The organism is Pseudolabrys sp. Root1462 (genome assembly GCF_001426945.1).
GTDB lineage: Bacteria > Pseudomonadota > Alphaproteobacteria > Rhizobiales > Xanthobacteraceae > Pseudolabrys.
In genome coordinates this window covers 3,151,367-3,167,666 of the sequence record NZ_LMFS01000001.1, presented here as the reverse complement: position 1 = coordinate 3,167,666, position 16,300 = coordinate 3,151,367, and the positions used below count along the sequence as shown (strand labels likewise).

Sequence of the window (16,300 nt, the reverse complement as noted above, 5' to 3'; positions counted from 1 at the left end):
CGCCGTGGGCAACCTCGACCTCAATCTTCTGGTGGCGCTCGACGCCCTGCTGCGCGAGCGCAGCGTGTCGGCCGCGGCGCGCCAACTCGGCCTGAGTACCTCCGCCATGAGCCGGACCTTGTCGCGGCTGCGTACTGCATTGGGCGATCCGGTGCTGGTTCCCGCGGGTCGGACCATGGTGGCGACGGCGCATGCCGAGGCGATCGCCGATGAGGTTCGCGCGCTAACCGAGGCCGTTCGGTCCGTGCTGAGCCCGCCGCCTTCCGTCGATATCCGCGAGGTGCGGCGCGACTTCACGATTCGCGCCAATGACGCCTTTGTCCTTCTTTACGCGGCGCGGCTCAGCGCCCTGGTTACGGATGCGGCGCCGGGCATGCGGCTGCGTTTCGCGTCGAGGCCGAACAAGGAAATCCAGCCCCTGCGGGATGCGGCGATTGACCTCGACATCGGCGTCGTCCCGGGCGATGGCGCCGAGTTGCGCGGGCAGAAGCTGTTCGATGACACCTTCATCGGCGTTGCCAGGTTCGGTCATCCGCTGTTCGACGAGGAACCCATCACAGCAGAGCGCTATGCCGCCTGCGCGCATGTCGTAGCGTCGCGGCGCGGGGCCTTCACCGGTCCGGTTGACGACGCGCTCGCCGCGCTCGGCTTGACGCGCAAGATTTCTCTCGTGGTGCCGAATTATCCGGCGGTGGCGGCGGTCGCGGCAGCATCGGATCTCGTCGGGCTGGTGCCGCGGTCGTATCACCCGGCGGATGTCCCGGGCCTGACGCGAATGTTCGAATTGCCGGTGGCGACGCCCGCCTTTGTCATCGCCCAGACCTGGCATCCGCGCATGGACGCCGACCCGGTGCATCGGTGGCTGCGTGGCTTGATTTTCGAGGCCTTCAGATCGGAGCCGAAGCGCTAGTTTCCGCGGGCGGGGGCCTGTCTCCCGCATCCGTGATTTGCGTTTGATCCCTTCCGGACCTTACCTCGTATACTAAGCGACACAGGCCGACACAGGGATCCAAGCGATGAACATTATCCGCCGCCGCGGCTGGGAGATTCCCGAGAGCGAGATCACGCCCGAGCATCTGGTCTTCAGCCGCCGCAAGCTCCTGATCGGCGGCGCCGGTGCGCTGGCGCTGGCTCCCGTGCTCGGCGCCGGTCTGGCGCAGGCGCAACGCACCACCGATGCGGCCAATCTGCCCGACCCCAATGCAGGTCTCTATCCGGCCAAGCACAACGACAAGTACGCGCTCGATCGTCCGATCACCGCGGAGAAGGTCAACGCGAACTACAATAATTTCTATGAGTTCAACTCGTCGAAGGACGTCGCCGAACAGGCCCAGGCGCTACCGGTCAGGCCGTGGACGGTGAAGATCGACGGTCTGGTCGAAAAGCCGATCGAGCTCGACGCCGACGATCTCATCAAGAAGATCGGTCTCGAGGAGCGCGCCTATCGCCACCGTTGCGTCGAAGCCTGGGGCATGGCGATAGCATGGACCGGCTTCCCGCTCGCCAAGCTGGTGTCGCTCGCCAATCCGCAGGGGTCGGCGAAGTACATTAAAATGGAAACCTTCCTTAATCCGAAAGTCGCACCCGGCCAGCGCCAGCCCTGGTATCCCTGGCCCTACGTCGAAGGTCTAACGATGGCGGAGGCGACCAACGATCTCGCTTTCATCGCCACCGGCGCTTACGGCCATCCGATGGCGAAGCAGCACGGCGCGCCGCTGCGGCTGGCGGTTCCGTGGAAATACGGCTTCAAGTCGATCAAATCGATCGTGCGTTTCTCCTTCGTCGAGGAGCGGCCGAAGGGCATGTGGGAAAAATTGCAGGCCTCCGAATACGGCTTCTGGGCCAACGTCAATCCCAAGGTGCCGCATCCGCGCTGGAGCCAGGCGACCGAGGAGGTGATCGGCACCGGCGAGCGGCGGCCGACTTTGCTGTTCAACGGCTACGGCGAGTTTGTCGCCGACCTCTATAAAGGGCTGGACGGCGAGCGCCTTTGGGCCTGAGCCCGAAATCTGGGCTTTTCGCGAGGGCGAAACCGTTATACAAAATCAATAAGGCCGGGTGACGCGTGTCAATATGTCCCGGCCGTCAACTCATGGGCCGAAGTGTCCGCCGTCTTGGCGGACCAAAAGAGCCCTCAGGAAACGCTTGGGATTATTCATGAAAAAGTTTGTCGCGCTTATCGGTGCGGTTGCCGCACTGGCCCTGACCGCGAATGTGGCTGCCGCCCAGTCGCCGATCATCATCAAATTCAGCCACGTCGTCGCCAATGACACGCCAAAAGGGAAAGGCGCGCTGAAATTCAAGGAACTTGCCGAGAAGTACACCAACGGCAAGGTCAAGGTCGAAGTCTATCCGAACTCCCAGCTCTATAAGGACAAGGAAGAAATCGAAGCGCTCCAGCTCGGCTCGGTGCAGATGCTGGCGCCGTCGACCGCCAAATTCGCGCCGCTCGGCGCCAAGGAATTCGAGGCGCTCGATCTGCCCTGGCTGTTCAAGGACGACGCCGAATACGCCAAGACCATGAAGGGTCCGGTCGGCAAGTATCTGTTCTCGAAGCTCGAGTCGAAAGGCATCAAGGGCCTGGCTTACTGGGACAATGGCTTCCACATGGTCTCGTCCAACGAGCCGCTGCTGAAGCCGGCGGATTTCCAGGGCAAGAAGTTCCGCATCTCCGGTTCGAAGATCGCCGACCAGTACTTCCGCCTCATGGGCTCGATCCCGCAGATCATGGCGTTCTCGGAAGTCTATCAGGCGCTGCAGACCGGCGTCGTCGATGGCTGCGAAAACACGCCGTCGAACTACCTGACGCAGAAGTTCGACGAGGTTCAGAAGCACATCACCGTGTCGAACCACGCACATCTGCAATACGCGGTCATCGTCAACGCCAAGTTCTGGGGTGGCCTGCCGGCCGACATCCGCACCCAGCTCGAGAAGGCGATGGACGACGCGACCGAATACACCAACTCGATCGCGCATGAAGAGAACGTCGACGCCCTCAAGCAGATCAAAGCCAAGGGCAAGGCCGAGTTGCACTACCTCAGCGACGACCAGAAGAAGGCGTGGCGCGAAGCCATGGCGCCGACTTATACCTGGGCCAAAGGCCGCGTCGGTCAGGAAGTGCTCGACGTGTTGTCGAAGGAACTCGGCGTCAAGATGAACTGAGCGTCCGCTTAAGAACAATGCAGAGCGGCCGGGAATCGATGTTCCCGGCCGAATTTGCTTCAATGGACGTGAAAGAACTCTGGGGGGAATACCGTGCTGTCGCGATTCATCGATAGGCTCGAAGAGTGGATTATCGCCACGCTGATCGCGGTGGCGACCGTCGTCATCTTCTTCGCGGTGCTCCACCGTTACGGCTCGGGCGCCTCGATCGATTTCGCCAAATGGCTGACGGCGCACGGCATGCCGGGGTTGGCGGCGCCGTTCCGCTCCATCTTCATGTTCCTCGCCGCGCAGGACGTCTCCTGGGCGCAGGAACTCTGCATCTACATGTTTGTCTGGATGGCCAAGTTCGGCGCCGCTTATGGCGTGCGCACCGGCGCCCATGTCGGCGTCGATGTTCTGGTCAATTTGCTCAACCCGACCTACCGCAACCGCGTGATCCTGTTCGGCTTGTTCGCCGGCGCTGTCTTCACCGCGATCGTTGCCATCTTCGGCGCCGTGTTCGTGATGCAGATGTTCGAAACCGGCCAGCATTCGAGTGATCTCGAGGCGCCGATGTGGATCGTCTATCTGGCGATTCCGCTCGGGTCCGGCCTGATGTGCTTCCGCTTCCTGCAGGTCGCTTGGTGGTTCTACTGGACCGGCGAACTGCCGCACCATGACGTGGCGCGTGTCGAGGGTATCGAAGGCCCGGCGTTCGATCCGCTGCATCCGGCCGATGAGGCGCATAAGCCGGGATGGTCTGGGGCGGGTGGTCCGCTCGGTCTCATCCTGATCATGGCGCCGATTCTGATTGTCGCGGCCTGTTTCGCGCAGAAAGCCGGCGTGTTCCACATGCCGCCGGGCCTCCGCGCCGCGACGGTGTTCATCCTTCTGATTGCGATGATGCTGACCGGCATGCCGGTATCGATCGCACTCGGCCTCACCGTGCTGACTTTCTTGTTCGCGATGACGGACGTGCCGATCCAATCGGTGGCGCTCAAGCTGTTCACCGGCCTGGAAAGCTTCGAGATCATGGCGATCCCGTTCTTCATCCTGGCCGGCAACTTCCTCACCCATGGCGGTGTGGCGCGGCGCATGATCAATTTCGCCACCTCGATGGTCGGCCACTGGTACGGCGGCCTCGGCCTCAGCGCCGTGGTGGCCTGCGCGCTGTTCGCCGCGGTGTCCGGGTCGTCGCCGGCGACGGTGGTGGCCATCGGCTCGGTCATCCTTCCGGCCATGGTGGCGCAGGGTTTCCCGAAGCGTTTCGGCGCCGGTGTCGTCGCGACCTCCGGCGCGCTGGGCATTCTGATCCCGCCGTCAATCGTGATGGTGCTCTACGCGGTCGCAACCAATACGTCGGTCGGCAAGCTGTTCATCGCCGGCATCGTGCCCGGTTTCGTGCTCGCTTGCATGCTGGCCGGCACCACCTGGTATCGGGCCTGGAAGAACGGCTACCCGCGCATGCCGAGGGCGAGTTTCGGCGAGCGTTTGCACGCGTTCCGGGAGTCCGCCTGGGGCCTGCTGCTGATCGTGATCGTGATCGGCGGCATCTATAGCGGCATCTTCACGCCGACCGAAGCGGCGGCGATGAGCGCGGTCTACGCCTTCGTCATCGCCGTGTTCGTGTACAAGGATCTCAGGCTTTCCGACGTGCCGCGCGTGCTGCTCGATTCGGCGAACCTGAGCGCGATGTTGCTCTACATCATCACGAACGCGATCCTGTTCTCGTTCCTGATGACCTACGAGAACATTCCGCAGGCGCTGGCGAACTGGATGACGTCGCAGGGGCTCGGCTGGGTCGCGTTCCTGCTCGTGGTCAACGTCCTCTTGCTGCTCGCCGGTAACGTGATGGAGCCGTCATCGATCACCCTGATCATGGCGCCGATCCTGTTTCCCGTGGCGATCAAGCTCGGCATCGATCCGATCCACTTCGGCATCCTGATGACGGTGAATATGGAGGTCGGCCTCTGCCACCCGCCTGTGGGCCTCAATCTTTATGTCGCCTCGGGCATCGCCAAAATGGGCATCACTGAACTGACGATCGCGGTCTGGCCGTGGCTCGCCACCATGATGGTGTTCCTCGGCATCGTGACCTATTGGCCGGCCATGTCGCTGTGGCTGCCGCACGCGCTCGGCATGCATTGATCAAAAGCCCGCGCCCGTTCGAAACGGGCGCGGGCTGAATCCGCGGAAAATCTCCGGCCGCTCAGGCCGCCTTGCGAACGGCGCGGGATGCGCTTGCAGGGTGTTGCCGCGCGGCCTGCGCGGCGGTGCCGTCGGTCACGAGACCGGAGCGGCCAAGCTTGAACACCTCGAGCGCTTGCATCAGCTTGTTGCTGCGGTGCTCGAGGTCCACGGTCGCGGCCGTCGATTCTTCGACCTGCGCGGCGTTCTGTTGCGTCACCTCGTCCATCTGCATCACGGCGTCGTTGACCTGGCTGATGCCGGTGCTCTGTTCTTTCGAAGCGTTGGCAATGTCGGTCATCAGGCCGGTCATCTGGCTGACCGCGCCGAGAACTTCCTTCATCGCCTTGCCGGCTTCGTTCGCCAATACCGTGCCGGCGCTGACTTTCGACACCGACGCCTCGATGAGCTGACGAATATCGTTGGCGGCGGTCGCCGAGCGCTGCGCCAGGCTGCGTACTTCGGTCGCCACCACGGCGAAACCGCGCCCGGCTTCGCCGGCGCGCGCCGCTTCGACCGCGGCGTTGAGAGCGAGGAGATTGGTCTGGTAGGCGATGCCGTTGATGATGCCGACGATGTCGGAGATCCTGTTCGAGGAATCGCTGATCTCGGCAATCGTCGAAACGACGTTGCCGACAATGGCGTTACCTTTCTCCGCGGTTTGCAAGGCCTGTGTCGCGAACCGGTCGCCGTTCTGCGAATTGTCGGCGTTTTGCTTCACCGCCGACGTCAGTTCCTCCATGCTGGCGGCCGTCTCCTCGAGGGCCGCCGCCTGCGAGTCGGTGCGCGCCGACAGGTCGCGCGTGCCGCCGGCGAGTTGCGCCGTGGCGTTGAGAATGTCGTTGAAGTTGTTGCGGACGTCGCCGACGATCGAATGCAGATTGGTGTTGAGTTGCGCCATGGCGCGCATCAACTGACCGATTTCATCGGTGCGCCGGGTCTCCAGCCGGCTGGTGAGGTCGCCGCCCGCGATGCACTGGGCGACGTGCAGCGCTTCCTTAATGGGCTTCAGGATATTGTGCTCGAGATAGATCCACACCGACGCGGCAAGGAAGAGGCCGAAGCCGGCGAGGGCGCCGCTCCACCACGGTCCTTCCGCGACAATGGAGGCCGCACCGGCGGCGGCGACCGACGCCAGCAGCATGACCATAATCACGCGCGTGCGCGTGGCCATGGAAAACCGCTGCACGAATGAACCGTCGTACCATGTCGAGGTCGTGGGCTGCCCCTGGCACAGCTTGACGCTGCCGGGCCTCGCGCGCTCCTGCGCATAGAGCTTGGTGGCGAGATCGACCTGCTGGCGTGTCGGTTTGGTGCGAACCGACATGTAGCCGATCGCCTTGCCGTTCTCGATCACCGGCGTGACGTTCGCCATGACCCAGTAATATTCGCCGTTCTTGCGCCGGTTCTTGACCAAGCCGCGCCAGGGCAGTCCGGCCCGGATCGTGAGCCACAGATCCTTGAAGGCGCTCGCCGGCATGTCGGGATGGCGCAGGATGTTCTGCGGCGCGCCGATCAGTTCTTCTTCGGGATAGCCGCTCGCCTCAACGAAGTAAGTATTGGCGTAGGTAATGTTCCCCTGCAGATCCGTCGTCGAGACGATCGTTTTTCCTTCAGCGACGAGGTATTCGACGTCGAGGATCGGTGTGTTCAGGCGCATGACAAACTCTGGCCGCTGGAAATACGAATCGGTGCTGCTGGTCGGCAATAAATACGGCCTGCAATTTATGAGCGCGTTAATTCGAATGACGTGGGCCGATGGCAAACCAGTATATAAAAATAGGCCAGAGACCCCGTTACCGGCTCCTTCCCGGCGGCGCTCGCAGTTCCTATCTAGCTTCAGGGTATCTGGCGGTGGAGGATTCCGTGGTTCGTTTTTTCATGGCTGCTCTCGCGGTAGTTTTTGTGTTCGGGCAAGGTGCGGCCGTGGCCGCCGACCAGCCGGACCTGATCTTCAAGAAGTCCACGGTATTCAAATGGCTCACGCCGAACGACAAACTTGCGACCTATGGGCTCGATGATCCCGAGGTCGAGGGCGTAGCCTGCCATTTCACCGTGCCGGAACGCGGCGGGTTCAAAGGCTGGATCGGCGTCGCCGAGGAAGTCTCGGACATTTCGCTCGCCTGCCGGCAGATCGGCCCGATCAAATTCAAGGCCAAGTTCGAGCAGGGCGAGGATGTCTTCCGCCAGCGCCGCTCGCTGTTCTTCAAGAAGATGCAGATCGTCCGCGGCTGCGACATCAAGCGCAACGTACTGGTGTATATGGTCTATAGCGACCGGATCATCGAAGGCTCGCCCAAGAATTCGACCTCCAGCGTGCCTATCATGCCCTGGGGCGGACAGGGTGACGTGGCCAAGTGCGGGGATTGGGTCGAGAAATAACCACGGGTGTATTCGGCGCCGGTATTGGGCTATTTTACTGGCGGGGAAGCGCCCCCAACTGGTCAACGGAGCCTGTCATGCCGACCGATCTGCCGCCGCCGTCCGCGAACACCGATGTCGCCGCCATGCAGCGTGCGGTGGTCAAAGCCCTCCATGAGCATTGGAAGCTTTACCTGGGCGAGGGCATCGCGCTCCTCATCCTCGGCGCCATCGCCATCCTGATCCCGCCGCTGGCGACTTTGGCGGTGACCATCTTGTTCGGTTGGCTGTTCCTGGTGAGCGGCGTGATCGGCCTGGTCACGACCTTCTGGATGCGTAACGCGCCGGGCTTCTGGTGGGCGCTGGTCTCGGCAGCCTTGGCCATCCTGGCCGGCGGTTGGCTCCTGGCGCAGCCCATTGCCGGTGCGCTGTCGCTGACCCTCATTTTGATCGCGTTCTTCCTGATCGAGGGCATCGCCTCGATCTTCTTTGCGCTCGATCATCGCCGCGAGTTGTCCGGCCAGTGGGGCTGGATGCTGGCGAGCGGCATCGTGGATCTCGTGCTGTCGGGAATGTTGCTCATGGGTCTGCCGAGCACCGCGGTGTGGGCGCTTGGCCTGCTGGTCGGCATCAATATGCTGTTCGGCGGCATCGCGCTGATCGCCATGGCGCTGCATGCCCGCAAGGAAGCGGTATAGGGGTTAGCCCAACTTCTCCGCCAGCTTGCGGTCGTAGTCGAGCACGGCTTGCAGCAAAACCTGCGCGCCGGCGGCGCATTGTTCCTTGCTCGAATATTCGGCTTCGTTGTGGCTGATGCCGTCCTTGCACGGCACGAAGATCATCGTGGTCGGCGCGACGCGCGCGACATAGGCGGCGTCATGCCCGGCGCCGGACATCAGATCCTTGGTCGACAAGCCGGCCGCCGCCGCGGCGGCGCGCACAGAGGCGATGCATTGCGCATCGAAATGCACGGCCGGCTGGTTGATGATAGTCTTCACGGCGACCTCGAGACCGAGCGCGGCGCCGATCGCCTCCGCCGCACGCATGACGTCGGCTTCGATACGGTCCAGCGTGTCCGAACTCGGATCGCGCACATCGATGGTCAGAAAGACTTCGCCGGGTATGACGTTCGGCGAACCGGGTTTCACTTCGAGCAGGCCGACTGTGCCGACCGAGCCCGGGTGAGCGAGCGCGATGCGGTTGATGTCCTCGACGAGGCGGGCGGCGCCGCGCAGTGCATCGCGTCGGCGATGCATCGGCGTGGTGCCGGCGTGGCTGTCCTGGCCGACGAAGGTGGCTTCGTACCAACGGATCGCCTGCACGCCGGTGACGACACCGATGTCCTTGTTCTCGGCTTCGAGATACGGGCCCTGCTCGATATGGACTTCGAAGAATGCCGACAGCGGATGCTCGCCGCAGCGCTCGGTGCCGCGGTAGCCGATCTGGTCCAGCGCATCGCCGAAGGTAACCCCGGCGCGGTCGGCCCGCGCTGCCGCCCAGTCGCGGGTGAAGGCGCCGCCGAACACGCCGGAGGCGATCATGGCCGGGGTGAAACGCGAGCCTTCCTCGTTGGTCCAGTTCACCACCTCGATCGGCGCAAAGGTCTCGTAACCGGGCCCGGTGCAGCGCGCGGAGCGCCTCGAGCGCGGCCAGCACGCCGAGAGCACCATCGAACTTCCCCCCGGTCGGTTGCGTGTCGAGATGACTGCCCATTGCGATCGCTGCGACGTCGTTACGCTGGCCGGGGCGACGGGCAAACATCGTGCCCATGTCGTCGATGGTGACGGTACAGCCGAGACTTTCGGCAGCCGCCTTGAACCAGTCGCGGACCTGGCGATCGAGCTCAGTGAGGGTGAGCCGGCAAATGCCGCCTTTCGGAGTGCCGCCGATTTTGGCGGTCTCCATCAGGTCGCCCCAGAGGCGCTCAGGATCGATGCGGAGGTTGGGCAACGAAGGGCTTGGCATGGCGGGGGCTATCGTAAAGGTGCGAACAATCTTTGTCGCGCTGCTTAGCCGTCAATGATCGCCACAGCCCGGGTCCAGCCGGCCGAACCACCGCGCACCTTGACCGGGAAACAGCTCACCATGAAGCCGGTCGCCGGCAGGCCTTCGAGATTGTGCAGCTTCTCGATGTGGCAATAGCCGATCTCGCGGCCGGCTCGATGGCCTTCCCAGATCAGGGAGGCGTCGCGGGTCTCGGCATATTTTTTCATCGTGAAGAAGAAAGGCGCGTCCCAGCTCCAGCCGTCCGTTCCGGTGACGCGAACGCCGCGCTCCAGCAGATACATCGTGGCCTCGCGGCCCATGCCGCAGCCCTTCATGACGTAGTCCGGCTGACCGTAGGCCGCGCCGGCGGAGGTGTTCACCACGACGATGTCGAGCGGGGACAATTTGTGGCCGATGCGTTCGAGTTCGGCTTCAACGTCGGCGGCCGTCGCCACGTAGCCATCGGCAAAATGGCGGAAGTCGAGCTTGACGCCTTGCTGGAAGCACCAGTCGAGCGGCACCTCGTCGATGGTCAGGGCCCGCTGGCCGTGGCTCATGGTCGAAGCAAAATGATAGGGCGCGTCGAGATGTGTCGTGCAGTGGGTGGACAACCGAACCCACTCGAAGCCCCAGCCTTCGCCGTCTGGCAGGTCTTCCTTCTTGAGGCCGGGGAAGAACTTGAGAATGTCGGCGGCGGTCGCCTGATGATCGAGGTATTCGATCTTCGGCCCGTAGCCCGGCGGATCGGCGGCCACGTCGTTTTCCAGCGGCACTGAAATATCGATGACCTGACGCGGCATACCGAGCGCACTCCATCCTTCTTGCGAGGGCGGCCATCATTGAAGACGGGGCCGCCGGGCGCAACTCTCGCCGCACGCAGCGTGCGGTGCAACATCGGAATGCGGGCATCTGCCCACCAGGCGCGCATACATGGTCTTGCAAACCACAGTGGACCGTAACGCCGGTCGCTGGCATTATCGGGCGACCTAATAAAACCAATATCAATCGGGAGGGATATGGATGCTGCAAAGCCTCAAATCGCGGAAGCTTGCCTTGATCGCGGGTGTGAGCCTCACGCTCGCCGCGGCGGCTACGCTCAGCGCGTCGCCAGCGAACGCGCAAGACACCATCAAGATCGGGTTCTCACAATCGCTCACCGGCTTCCTGGCGCCGAACGGCAAACAGGCGTTGCTGGGCATGGAAATCTGGGCCGATCAGGTCAACAAAGCCGGCGGCCTGCTCGGCAAGAAAGTCGAGCTGAAATACTACGACGACAAGAGCCAGGCCTCCGAAGTGCCGGGCATCTACACCAAGCTGCTCGACGTCGATAAGGTCGATCTCGTGGTGTCGGGCTACGCCTCGAACCAGATCGCGCCGGCCATGCCGGTCGTGATCCGCAAAGGCAAGACCTTCGTCAGCCTGTTCGGTCTCGATATCAACGACAAGTTCAAGTACGGAAAATATTTCGCGATCATCCCGACGGGGCAGGACACCAAGGGCTCCTTCACCCAGGGCTACTTCAACGCGGCGATGAAGCAGTCGCCGAAGCCGCAAACGATCGCGCTGACCTATGCCGACGCGGAATTCTCGCAGAACGCCTGCGACGGCGCGCGCAACACGGCCAAGAAGCTCGGCCTCAAGATCGTTTACGACAAGGCTTATCCGCCGCCGCCGAAGACCACCGACTTCGCGCCGATCGTCCGCGCCGTGAAGGCGGAGAGTCCGGACCTGGTGATGATCTGCTCCTATCCGCTCGACTCGATCGGCATGGTGCTGGCCGCGCACGAGGTCGGTTTGACGCCGAAGATGATGGGCGGCGCGATGGTCGGCCTGCAGGCGACGGTGTTCAAGGACAAGCTGAAAGGCAAGCTCAACGGCATCGTCAACTACGAGACGTGGGTGCCGGATAAGAAGCAGATGTATGACGGCACCGAAGCCTTCTTCAAGGACTATCAGGCCAAGGCCGGCGCCGCTGGCGTCGATCCTCTCGGCTACTATCTCGGCGGCTGGGGCTTTGCCCAGATGCAGGTGCTCGAAGCCGGCGTCAAGGGTTCCAAGAGCCTCGACGATAACAAGATCGCCGACTTCCTGAAGAAGTCGACGATCAAGACCGTGATGGGTCCGATTAAGTTCGGCAACAAGGGCGAATGGGCCGAGGATCGCATGATGACCGTACAGTATCACGGCATCACCGACGCGGCGAACCTCGATACCTGGCGCGGCATGAGCTACCAGACCGTGATCGATCCGCCGAATCTGGCCACCGGCAAGCTGATCTACCCGTACGACAAGGCGATGACGAAGTAATCGCCGGTTCGTCCGGTTGCCGATGAAAACGCCGCGGAGAAATCCGCGGCGTTTTTTCATTCATCGCCTCGGAGCGTTCTCACACCCCGAGATAAAACTGCCGGATCAGGTCGTTGTTGTTGAGTTCGTCCGCCGAATTGCCCTCGAACTCGATGCGGCCGTGGACGATGACATAGCCGCGGTCGGCAATGCGCAAGGCCTGCGTGAAATTCTGTTCGGCCATCAGCACCGTCAGCTTGAAGTGCTCCTTCAGCGTCTTGATGGCGTCGATGGTGCGGCCGACCAGCAGCGGCGACAGCCCGACCGACGGCTCGTCGACCAGAAGAATGCGCGGATTGATCATCAGGGCGCGCGCCAGCGCCAGCATCTGCTGCTCGCCGCCGGACATCGAGCCCGCCAGTTGGTGGCGGCGCTCGGCCAGCCGCGGGAAGGTCTCGAAACAGAAATCGAGATTGGTCTTGATGTGCGCGCGCGCCTTGGGGCGGCTGGCACCGAGCAACAGGTTTTCCTCGACGGTCTGGCGCGGGAACAGGCGGCGGCCCTCCGGCACCAGCGCAATGCCGAGATCGACGATCTGCGTCGTCGTCAGTTGGGTGAGGTCATGCCGCTCGCCATCGATTTCTGCGACGATGCGGCCCTTAGTCGGCCGCACCCAGCCCATGATGCATTTCATCAGGGTGCTCTTGCCGTTGCCGTTGGTGCCGAGCAGCGCCACGGTTTCGCCGGAGCGCACCTTAAGCGAGACATCCTCCAGCACCCGCACGAGGCCGTAGCCGGCATCGATGCCTTCGATCGCGATGCTGTTGGCGTCGTGGGCCAGAGCCGGTGCCAGATCAGGTGCCAAGGTAGGCTCCCACGACATCCTTGTCCTTGATCACGTCCTCGGGCGCGCCGTCGGCGACCTTGCGGCCGGAGACCAGCACGACCAGGCGCTGCGAGAAGGCCATCACGGCGCGCATGATGTGCTCGATCATGATGATGGTGATGCCCCGTTGATTGAGCCGGATCAGCAGCGCCACGATGTCCTCCACTTCGGAGTGCGACAGGCCGGCCATCGATTCATCGGCGATCAGCAGCTTGGGCTCGGCGGCCATGGCGCGGGCGAGTTCGAGCTTTCGCATCTCGACCTGGGTGAGGTCGAGCGGGCTTTTGCGCGCCTTGTCCTGCAGGGCGACCAGGCTCAAGACTTCGAGGCAGCGGTCTTCCAGTTCGCTTTGCGTCAGATGGACGCCGTGGCGGGCGCCGACGGTGTAGAGCAGGGGCACGCGGATGTTTTCGGCAACCGTCATGCTGCGGAACGGCCGCGGCAACTGGAAGCTGCGGGCGAGGCCGAGCCGTGCGCGCTGATGCGGCGGCATGCCATCGACACGCTGGCCGTTGAAGCGGACGCTGCCGGTTTCATTCTGCAGCGTGCCGCTGATGCAATTGACCAGCGTGCTCTTGCCCGAGCCGTTGGGTCCGATGAGGCCGAGGCGCTGGCCCGTCGGCACCGAAAGATCGACGGTGTCGAGAGCGACGAAGCCGCCGAAGCGCTTGCCGAGCTGATCGATGCCGAGCAGCGGCGCGGCGATATCGTCGTCAACGACTTCGGTCACCGGCTGGCCCATGATCTGGCTCATGACTTGCTCCTTCGCCCGGTCCAGTCGTGCCACAAGCCGATCAGGCCGTTCGGCGCCAGAATGACGAAACCGATCAGCAGCAGGCCGGTGATCAGCAGATTGACTGCCGACGAGATGGTGACGGTGACGACCTGTTGCAGCGTCGACAGGATCAGCGCGCCGATCATCGGTCCGACCCAAGAGGTCGTGCCGCCGATCATCGGCATCGCGATCGCATTCACCGCATAAGACAGGTTGAAGGCCGAATTCGGCTCGACATAGCCGATGTAGAACGGGAACGGCGCGCCGGCCATGCCGAACAGGGCGCCGGACAGCACGGTGGCAATCAGCTTGAGCCGCAAGGTCGGCACGCCGGAGGTCTCCGCCGCCAGCTCATCGTCGCGAATGGTGGCGAAACCGATGCCGAGGCGCGAGCGCTCGATCAGGCGGGCGGCGACCACCGAGGCGACGGCCAGGAGCAGCATCAGCACGAACAAGTACTGGATGAAGGGACCGAACACCGGAATGTTCTCCGGCGGAATGACATAGGCGCCGCGCGAGCCGCCGACGAAGGACCAGTTGACGATGAAGGTCTCCAGCACGACGGCGAGCGCCAGCGTGGCGATGGCGAAGAACACGCCGCGCAGCCGCAAAGTGAGATAGCCCATACCGAGCCCAATCAGGCCGGCGAAAACCCCGCCGAGCACGATCAGCACCGGCAACGGCAGGGGGAAGATCCACTTCATCGGCGTCAGCAGGAATTCCGGAAACACCTCCTCCGGCGCCTGGCCGATATTGTAAAAGAAGATGGTCGAATAGACGCCGATGGCGAAGAAGCCGGCGCTGCCGAAATTCACATAGCCGCAATAGCCGCCGAGGATGTTCCAGGCGGTGGCGATGACGACATATTGCAGCACGACGTAGCCGAGGAAGAACAGGTAGTCGTTGCCGACGAAGCGGAATGACAGGTAAAGCGCCGCCGCGACCGCCAGCATGACGAGGGTGAACAGGGGCGTGCGCATTCAGCGACCCAGCAATCCGGAGGGCCGTACGGCCAGGGTGAGCAACAGCAGCCCGAAGGACACCGCCGGCGCCCAGGACGGACCGTAGAAGGTCGTAACGATGCTTTCGATGACGCCGATGAGCAGAGCCGCGATGAGCGTGCCCGGAAGGCTGCCCAGTCCGCCGAGGACGCAGACGGCGAAGACGCGGCCGATATATTCGCGGCCCGACGACGGCAACACCGGCTGGATGACGATCAGGAAAGCGCCGGCCATGGCGCAGGTCGCCATCGACAGGGAGAAAGCGATGCGCTTGATGCGTGTCGGATCGACCGCCATCAGTTCGAGCGCCTGCGGATCCTGCGACACGGCCATGACGGCGCGGCCGATGAAGGTCCGCGTCATGAACAATTGCAGCGCCGCGAACATCGCCAGCGACACGATGGCCGGCACCAGCATGCGCAGCGGGAATTCCATCGGCCCGATATTGACGCTGCCGCCGACATAGGACGTGGTGACCGAGCGGTAGTCGACGCCGAAGGCGACGATCAGGCCCACTTCGGTGACGAACAGGAGCCCGAAGAAGAAGGCGAGGCCGCGCATCGAGTCCTGGCCGCGTTTTTCGAACGACTGGAAGTAGATGCCGTATATGAGCGCGCCGAAGGCGTAGAACACCGGCAAAGCCAGGATGGCGATCACGATCGGGTCGATGCCGAACTGCGCGTTGACGATATAGGCGATGTAGGAGCCGAGGACGATGAAGCCCGGATGCGCGATATTGACGATATCGAGCATGCCGAACGAGATCGAAATGCCGGCCGTCACCGCGGCATAGAAAGCGCCGAGCATCAAGCCGGCGATGATGGCATTGATCAGGAGATCGAATTGCATGGAAACGCCAACGGACGGGAGCGGTCGTTCATCGCGGCGGCGCTAGATGCGGCCATGCGCCGCGCCGTTTTCGGCGCGCGGGCTCCGTTCCTGCAACGAAGGGCTGCGATGAGCCGGCATTTAACCTCCCCAGGTTTCTTGCGTCGCGAAGGTCGTTACCTCGCGGTCTTTTTTTCGGGCGGTGCGCGAGGTCCTGAGGCCTGACGTCCGTCCTTGAGAGGCAGTGTGCAGGAACCCCGGCGGCTTGGCTAGCCTATTGATCGGGCAGGGCAATGCTTTCCCCGCGTCGCGATGCAATGTCGCGCCGCCCCGCCCACCGTAGCGGTCGCTGCGTCAGGCCGCGGCCTGTGGGCGAAGGCCCTCCGGCAACGGCAGCGGCGCATTGGCCGAGTCTTTGAATTCGACGGTCATGAAGATCATATCCTCGTCGCCGATATTCTGCAGGTCGTGCACCTTGTAGGCGCCCTTGGCGTAGCTCTCGTGCCGCGTCTCGCCCGGCTCATAGGTGTACTCCACCGTCGTGCCGTCGCTCACGTGCTGACGACCGCGCCCCCCGCTGATAGAGGTCCAGAAATAATCGAGCACGTGGCGGTGAAAACCGAAGCGCTCGCCCGGCGCGAGCCGGATGATCCAGACGCGCGTGCGCGCATTTTCCGACAGCAGCGTCGAACCGACGCAGGGATTGGGCGTTGCGGCTTCTTCTTCGAACTCGGCGGCGATGTCCGGAGTCCATTGCAAGGTGGTCTTGGTCTCGGGTGCCTTGTCGAGCATCGTCAGCGCTGCGCTGCTGAGGGCCATGACATTCCTCCGCTATCGGTTTGTGCG

15 protein-coding genes and 1 pseudogene are annotated in these 16,300 nt (G+C 63.2%); 8 read left to right on the top strand and 8 right to left on the bottom strand.

What is annotated here, in order from left to right; all coding sequences use genetic code 11:
* Window positions 1-4: 4 nt before the first annotated feature.
* From ASD45_RS15320 to ASD45_RS24215, 5 genes and pseudogenes are all read left to right on the top strand, one after another.
* Entirely contained in the window at window positions 5-910 is a 906-nt protein-coding gene (locus ASD45_RS15320) for a LysR family transcriptional regulator (protein WP_056912270.1), read from the top strand.
* Between the two features lie 106 nt (window positions 911-1,016).
* Window positions 1,017-2,000: a protein-methionine-sulfoxide reductase catalytic subunit MsrP gene (gene msrP / locus ASD45_RS15315; protein ID WP_056912269.1), complete on the top strand. Its 984-nt coding sequence runs from the start codon at window positions 1,017-1,019 to the stop codon at window positions 1,998-2,000.
* A gap of 157 nt (window positions 2,001-2,157) precedes the next feature.
* Entirely contained in the window at window positions 2,158-3,162 is a 1,005-nt protein-coding gene (locus ASD45_RS15310; RefSeq protein ID WP_056912268.1) for a DctP family TRAP transporter solute-binding subunit, read from the top strand.
* A gap of 240 nt (window positions 3,163-3,402) precedes the next feature.
* A pseudogene (locus ASD45_RS24220) lies at window positions 3,403-3,774 on the top strand (TRAP transporter small permease subunit); the annotation flags it as partial.
* A gap of 222 nt (window positions 3,775-3,996) precedes the next feature.
* Window positions 3,997-5,292: a TRAP transporter large permease subunit gene (locus ASD45_RS24215; protein ID WP_056912811.1), complete on the top strand. Its 1,296-nt coding sequence runs from the start codon at window positions 3,997-3,999 to the stop codon at window positions 5,290-5,292.
* A gap of 61 nt (window positions 5,293-5,353) precedes the next feature.
* Here ASD45_RS24215 and ASD45_RS15300 read toward each other — a convergent pair whose 3' ends face one another.
* Window positions 5,354-6,991 (bottom strand): PAS domain-containing methyl-accepting chemotaxis protein, encoded by a 1,638-nt coding sequence (locus ASD45_RS15300; RefSeq protein WP_056912267.1) that lies wholly within the window; start codon window positions 6,989-6,991, stop codon window positions 5,354-5,356.
* A gap of 221 nt (window positions 6,992-7,212) precedes the next feature.
* On the opposite strand from ASD45_RS15300, the gene ASD45_RS15295 reads away from it, so the two are divergent.
* Together ASD45_RS15295 and ASD45_RS15290 are read left to right on the top strand one after the other, a co-directional pair.
* Complete coding sequence (locus ASD45_RS15295; protein ID WP_056912266.1) at window positions 7,213-7,713, top strand: CreA family protein; 501 nt, start codon at window positions 7,213-7,215, stop codon at window positions 7,711-7,713.
* A 77-nt stretch (window positions 7,714-7,790) separates the two neighbouring features.
* Window positions 7,791-8,390 (top strand): HdeD family acid-resistance protein, encoded by a 600-nt coding sequence (locus tag ASD45_RS15290; RefSeq protein ID WP_056912265.1) that lies wholly within the window; start codon window positions 7,791-7,793, stop codon window positions 8,388-8,390.
* 3 nt (window positions 8,391-8,393) lie between these two features.
* Here ASD45_RS15290 and ASD45_RS15285 read toward each other — a convergent pair whose 3' ends face one another.
* Together ASD45_RS15285 and ASD45_RS15280 are read right to left on the bottom strand one after the other, a co-directional pair.
* Entirely contained in the window at window positions 8,394-9,362 is a 969-nt protein-coding gene (locus tag ASD45_RS15285; protein WP_348271230.1) for a M20 family metallo-hydrolase, read from the bottom strand.
* Window positions 9,363-9,701: 339 nt separating this feature from the next.
* A complete protein-coding gene (locus tag ASD45_RS15280; RefSeq protein ID WP_056912264.1) occupies window positions 9,702-10,478 on the bottom strand; it encodes a cyclase family protein in 777 nt (258 codons plus the stop codon).
* Window positions 10,479-10,698: 220 nt separating this feature from the next.
* On the opposite strand from ASD45_RS15280, the gene ASD45_RS15275 reads away from it, so the two are divergent.
* A complete protein-coding gene (locus ASD45_RS15275) occupies window positions 10,699-11,985 on the top strand; it encodes an amino acid ABC transporter substrate-binding protein (protein ID WP_056912263.1) in 1,287 nt (428 codons plus the stop codon).
* Between the two features lie 79 nt (window positions 11,986-12,064).
* Here ASD45_RS15275 and ASD45_RS15270 read toward each other — a convergent pair whose 3' ends face one another.
* From ASD45_RS15270 to ASD45_RS15250, 5 genes are all read right to left on the bottom strand, one after another.
* Window positions 12,065-12,829 (bottom strand): ABC transporter ATP-binding protein, encoded by a 765-nt coding sequence (locus ASD45_RS15270; protein ID WP_244485396.1) that lies wholly within the window; start codon window positions 12,827-12,829, stop codon window positions 12,065-12,067.
* Window positions 12,819-13,604, bottom strand: coding sequence for an ABC transporter ATP-binding protein (locus tag ASD45_RS15265; protein WP_244485393.1), 786 nt, complete (start codon window positions 13,602-13,604; stop codon window positions 12,819-12,821). Before ASD45_RS15265 ends, ASD45_RS15270 begins: the two co-directional genes overlap by 11 nt.
* On the bottom strand, window positions 13,601-14,605 hold the full coding sequence (locus ASD45_RS15260; RefSeq protein WP_056912262.1) for a branched-chain amino acid ABC transporter permease: 1,005 nt from the start codon (window positions 14,603-14,605) through the stop codon (window positions 13,601-13,603). Before ASD45_RS15260 ends, ASD45_RS15265 begins: the two co-directional genes overlap by 4 nt.
* Entirely contained in the window at window positions 14,606-15,475 is an 870-nt protein-coding gene (locus tag ASD45_RS15255; protein WP_056912261.1) for a branched-chain amino acid ABC transporter permease, read from the bottom strand.
* A gap of 333 nt (window positions 15,476-15,808) precedes the next feature.
* On the bottom strand, window positions 15,809-16,273 hold the full coding sequence (locus tag ASD45_RS15250) for a hypothetical protein (RefSeq protein ID WP_244485391.1): 465 nt from the start codon (window positions 16,271-16,273) through the stop codon (window positions 15,809-15,811).
* Window positions 16,274-16,300: the final 27 nt, after the last annotated feature.

Bases quoted from the DNA above. Each gene is read 5' to 3' on its own strand.
- ASD45_RS15310 (WP_056912268.1), top strand. From the start codon at position 2,158: ATGAAAAAGTTTGTCGCGCTTATCGGTGCGGTTGCCGCACTGGCCCTG.
- ASD45_RS15255 (WP_056912261.1), bottom strand. From the start codon at position 15,475: ATGCAATTCGATCTCCTGATCAATGCCATCATCGCCGGCTTGATGCTC.
- ASD45_RS15275 (WP_056912263.1), top strand. From the start codon at position 10,699: ATGCTGCAAAGCCTCAAATCGCGGAAGCTTGCCTTGATCGCGGGTGTG.
- ASD45_RS15300 (WP_056912267.1), bottom strand. From the start codon at position 6,991: ATGCGCCTGAACACACCGATCCTCGACGTCGAATACCTCGTCGCTGAA.
- msrP (WP_056912269.1), top strand. From the start codon at position 1,017: ATGAACATTATCCGCCGCCGCGGCTGGGAGATTCCCGAGAGCGAGATC.
- ASD45_RS15285 (WP_348271230.1), bottom strand. From the start codon at position 9,362: ATGGTGCTCTCGGCGTGCTGGCCGCGCTCGAGGCGCTCCGCGCGCTGC.
- ASD45_RS24215 (WP_056912811.1), top strand. From the start codon at position 3,997: ATGCCGCCGGGCCTCCGCGCCGCGACGGTGTTCATCCTTCTGATTGCG.
- ASD45_RS15295 (WP_056912266.1), top strand. From the start codon at position 7,213: ATGGCTGCTCTCGCGGTAGTTTTTGTGTTCGGGCAAGGTGCGGCCGTG.
- ASD45_RS15250 (WP_244485391.1), bottom strand. From the start codon at position 16,273: ATGGCCCTCAGCAGCGCAGCGCTGACGATGCTCGACAAGGCACCCGAG.
- ASD45_RS15265 (WP_244485393.1), bottom strand. From the start codon at position 13,604: ATGAGCCAGATCATGGGCCAGCCGGTGACCGAAGTCGTTGACGACGAT.
- ASD45_RS15260 (WP_056912262.1), bottom strand. From the start codon at position 14,605: ATGCGCACGCCCCTGTTCACCCTCGTCATGCTGGCGGTCGCGGCGGCG.
- ASD45_RS15290 (WP_056912265.1), top strand. From the start codon at position 7,791: ATGCCGACCGATCTGCCGCCGCCGTCCGCGAACACCGATGTCGCCGCC.
- ASD45_RS15280 (WP_056912264.1), bottom strand. From the start codon at position 10,478: ATGCCGCGTCAGGTCATCGATATTTCAGTGCCGCTGGAAAACGACGTG.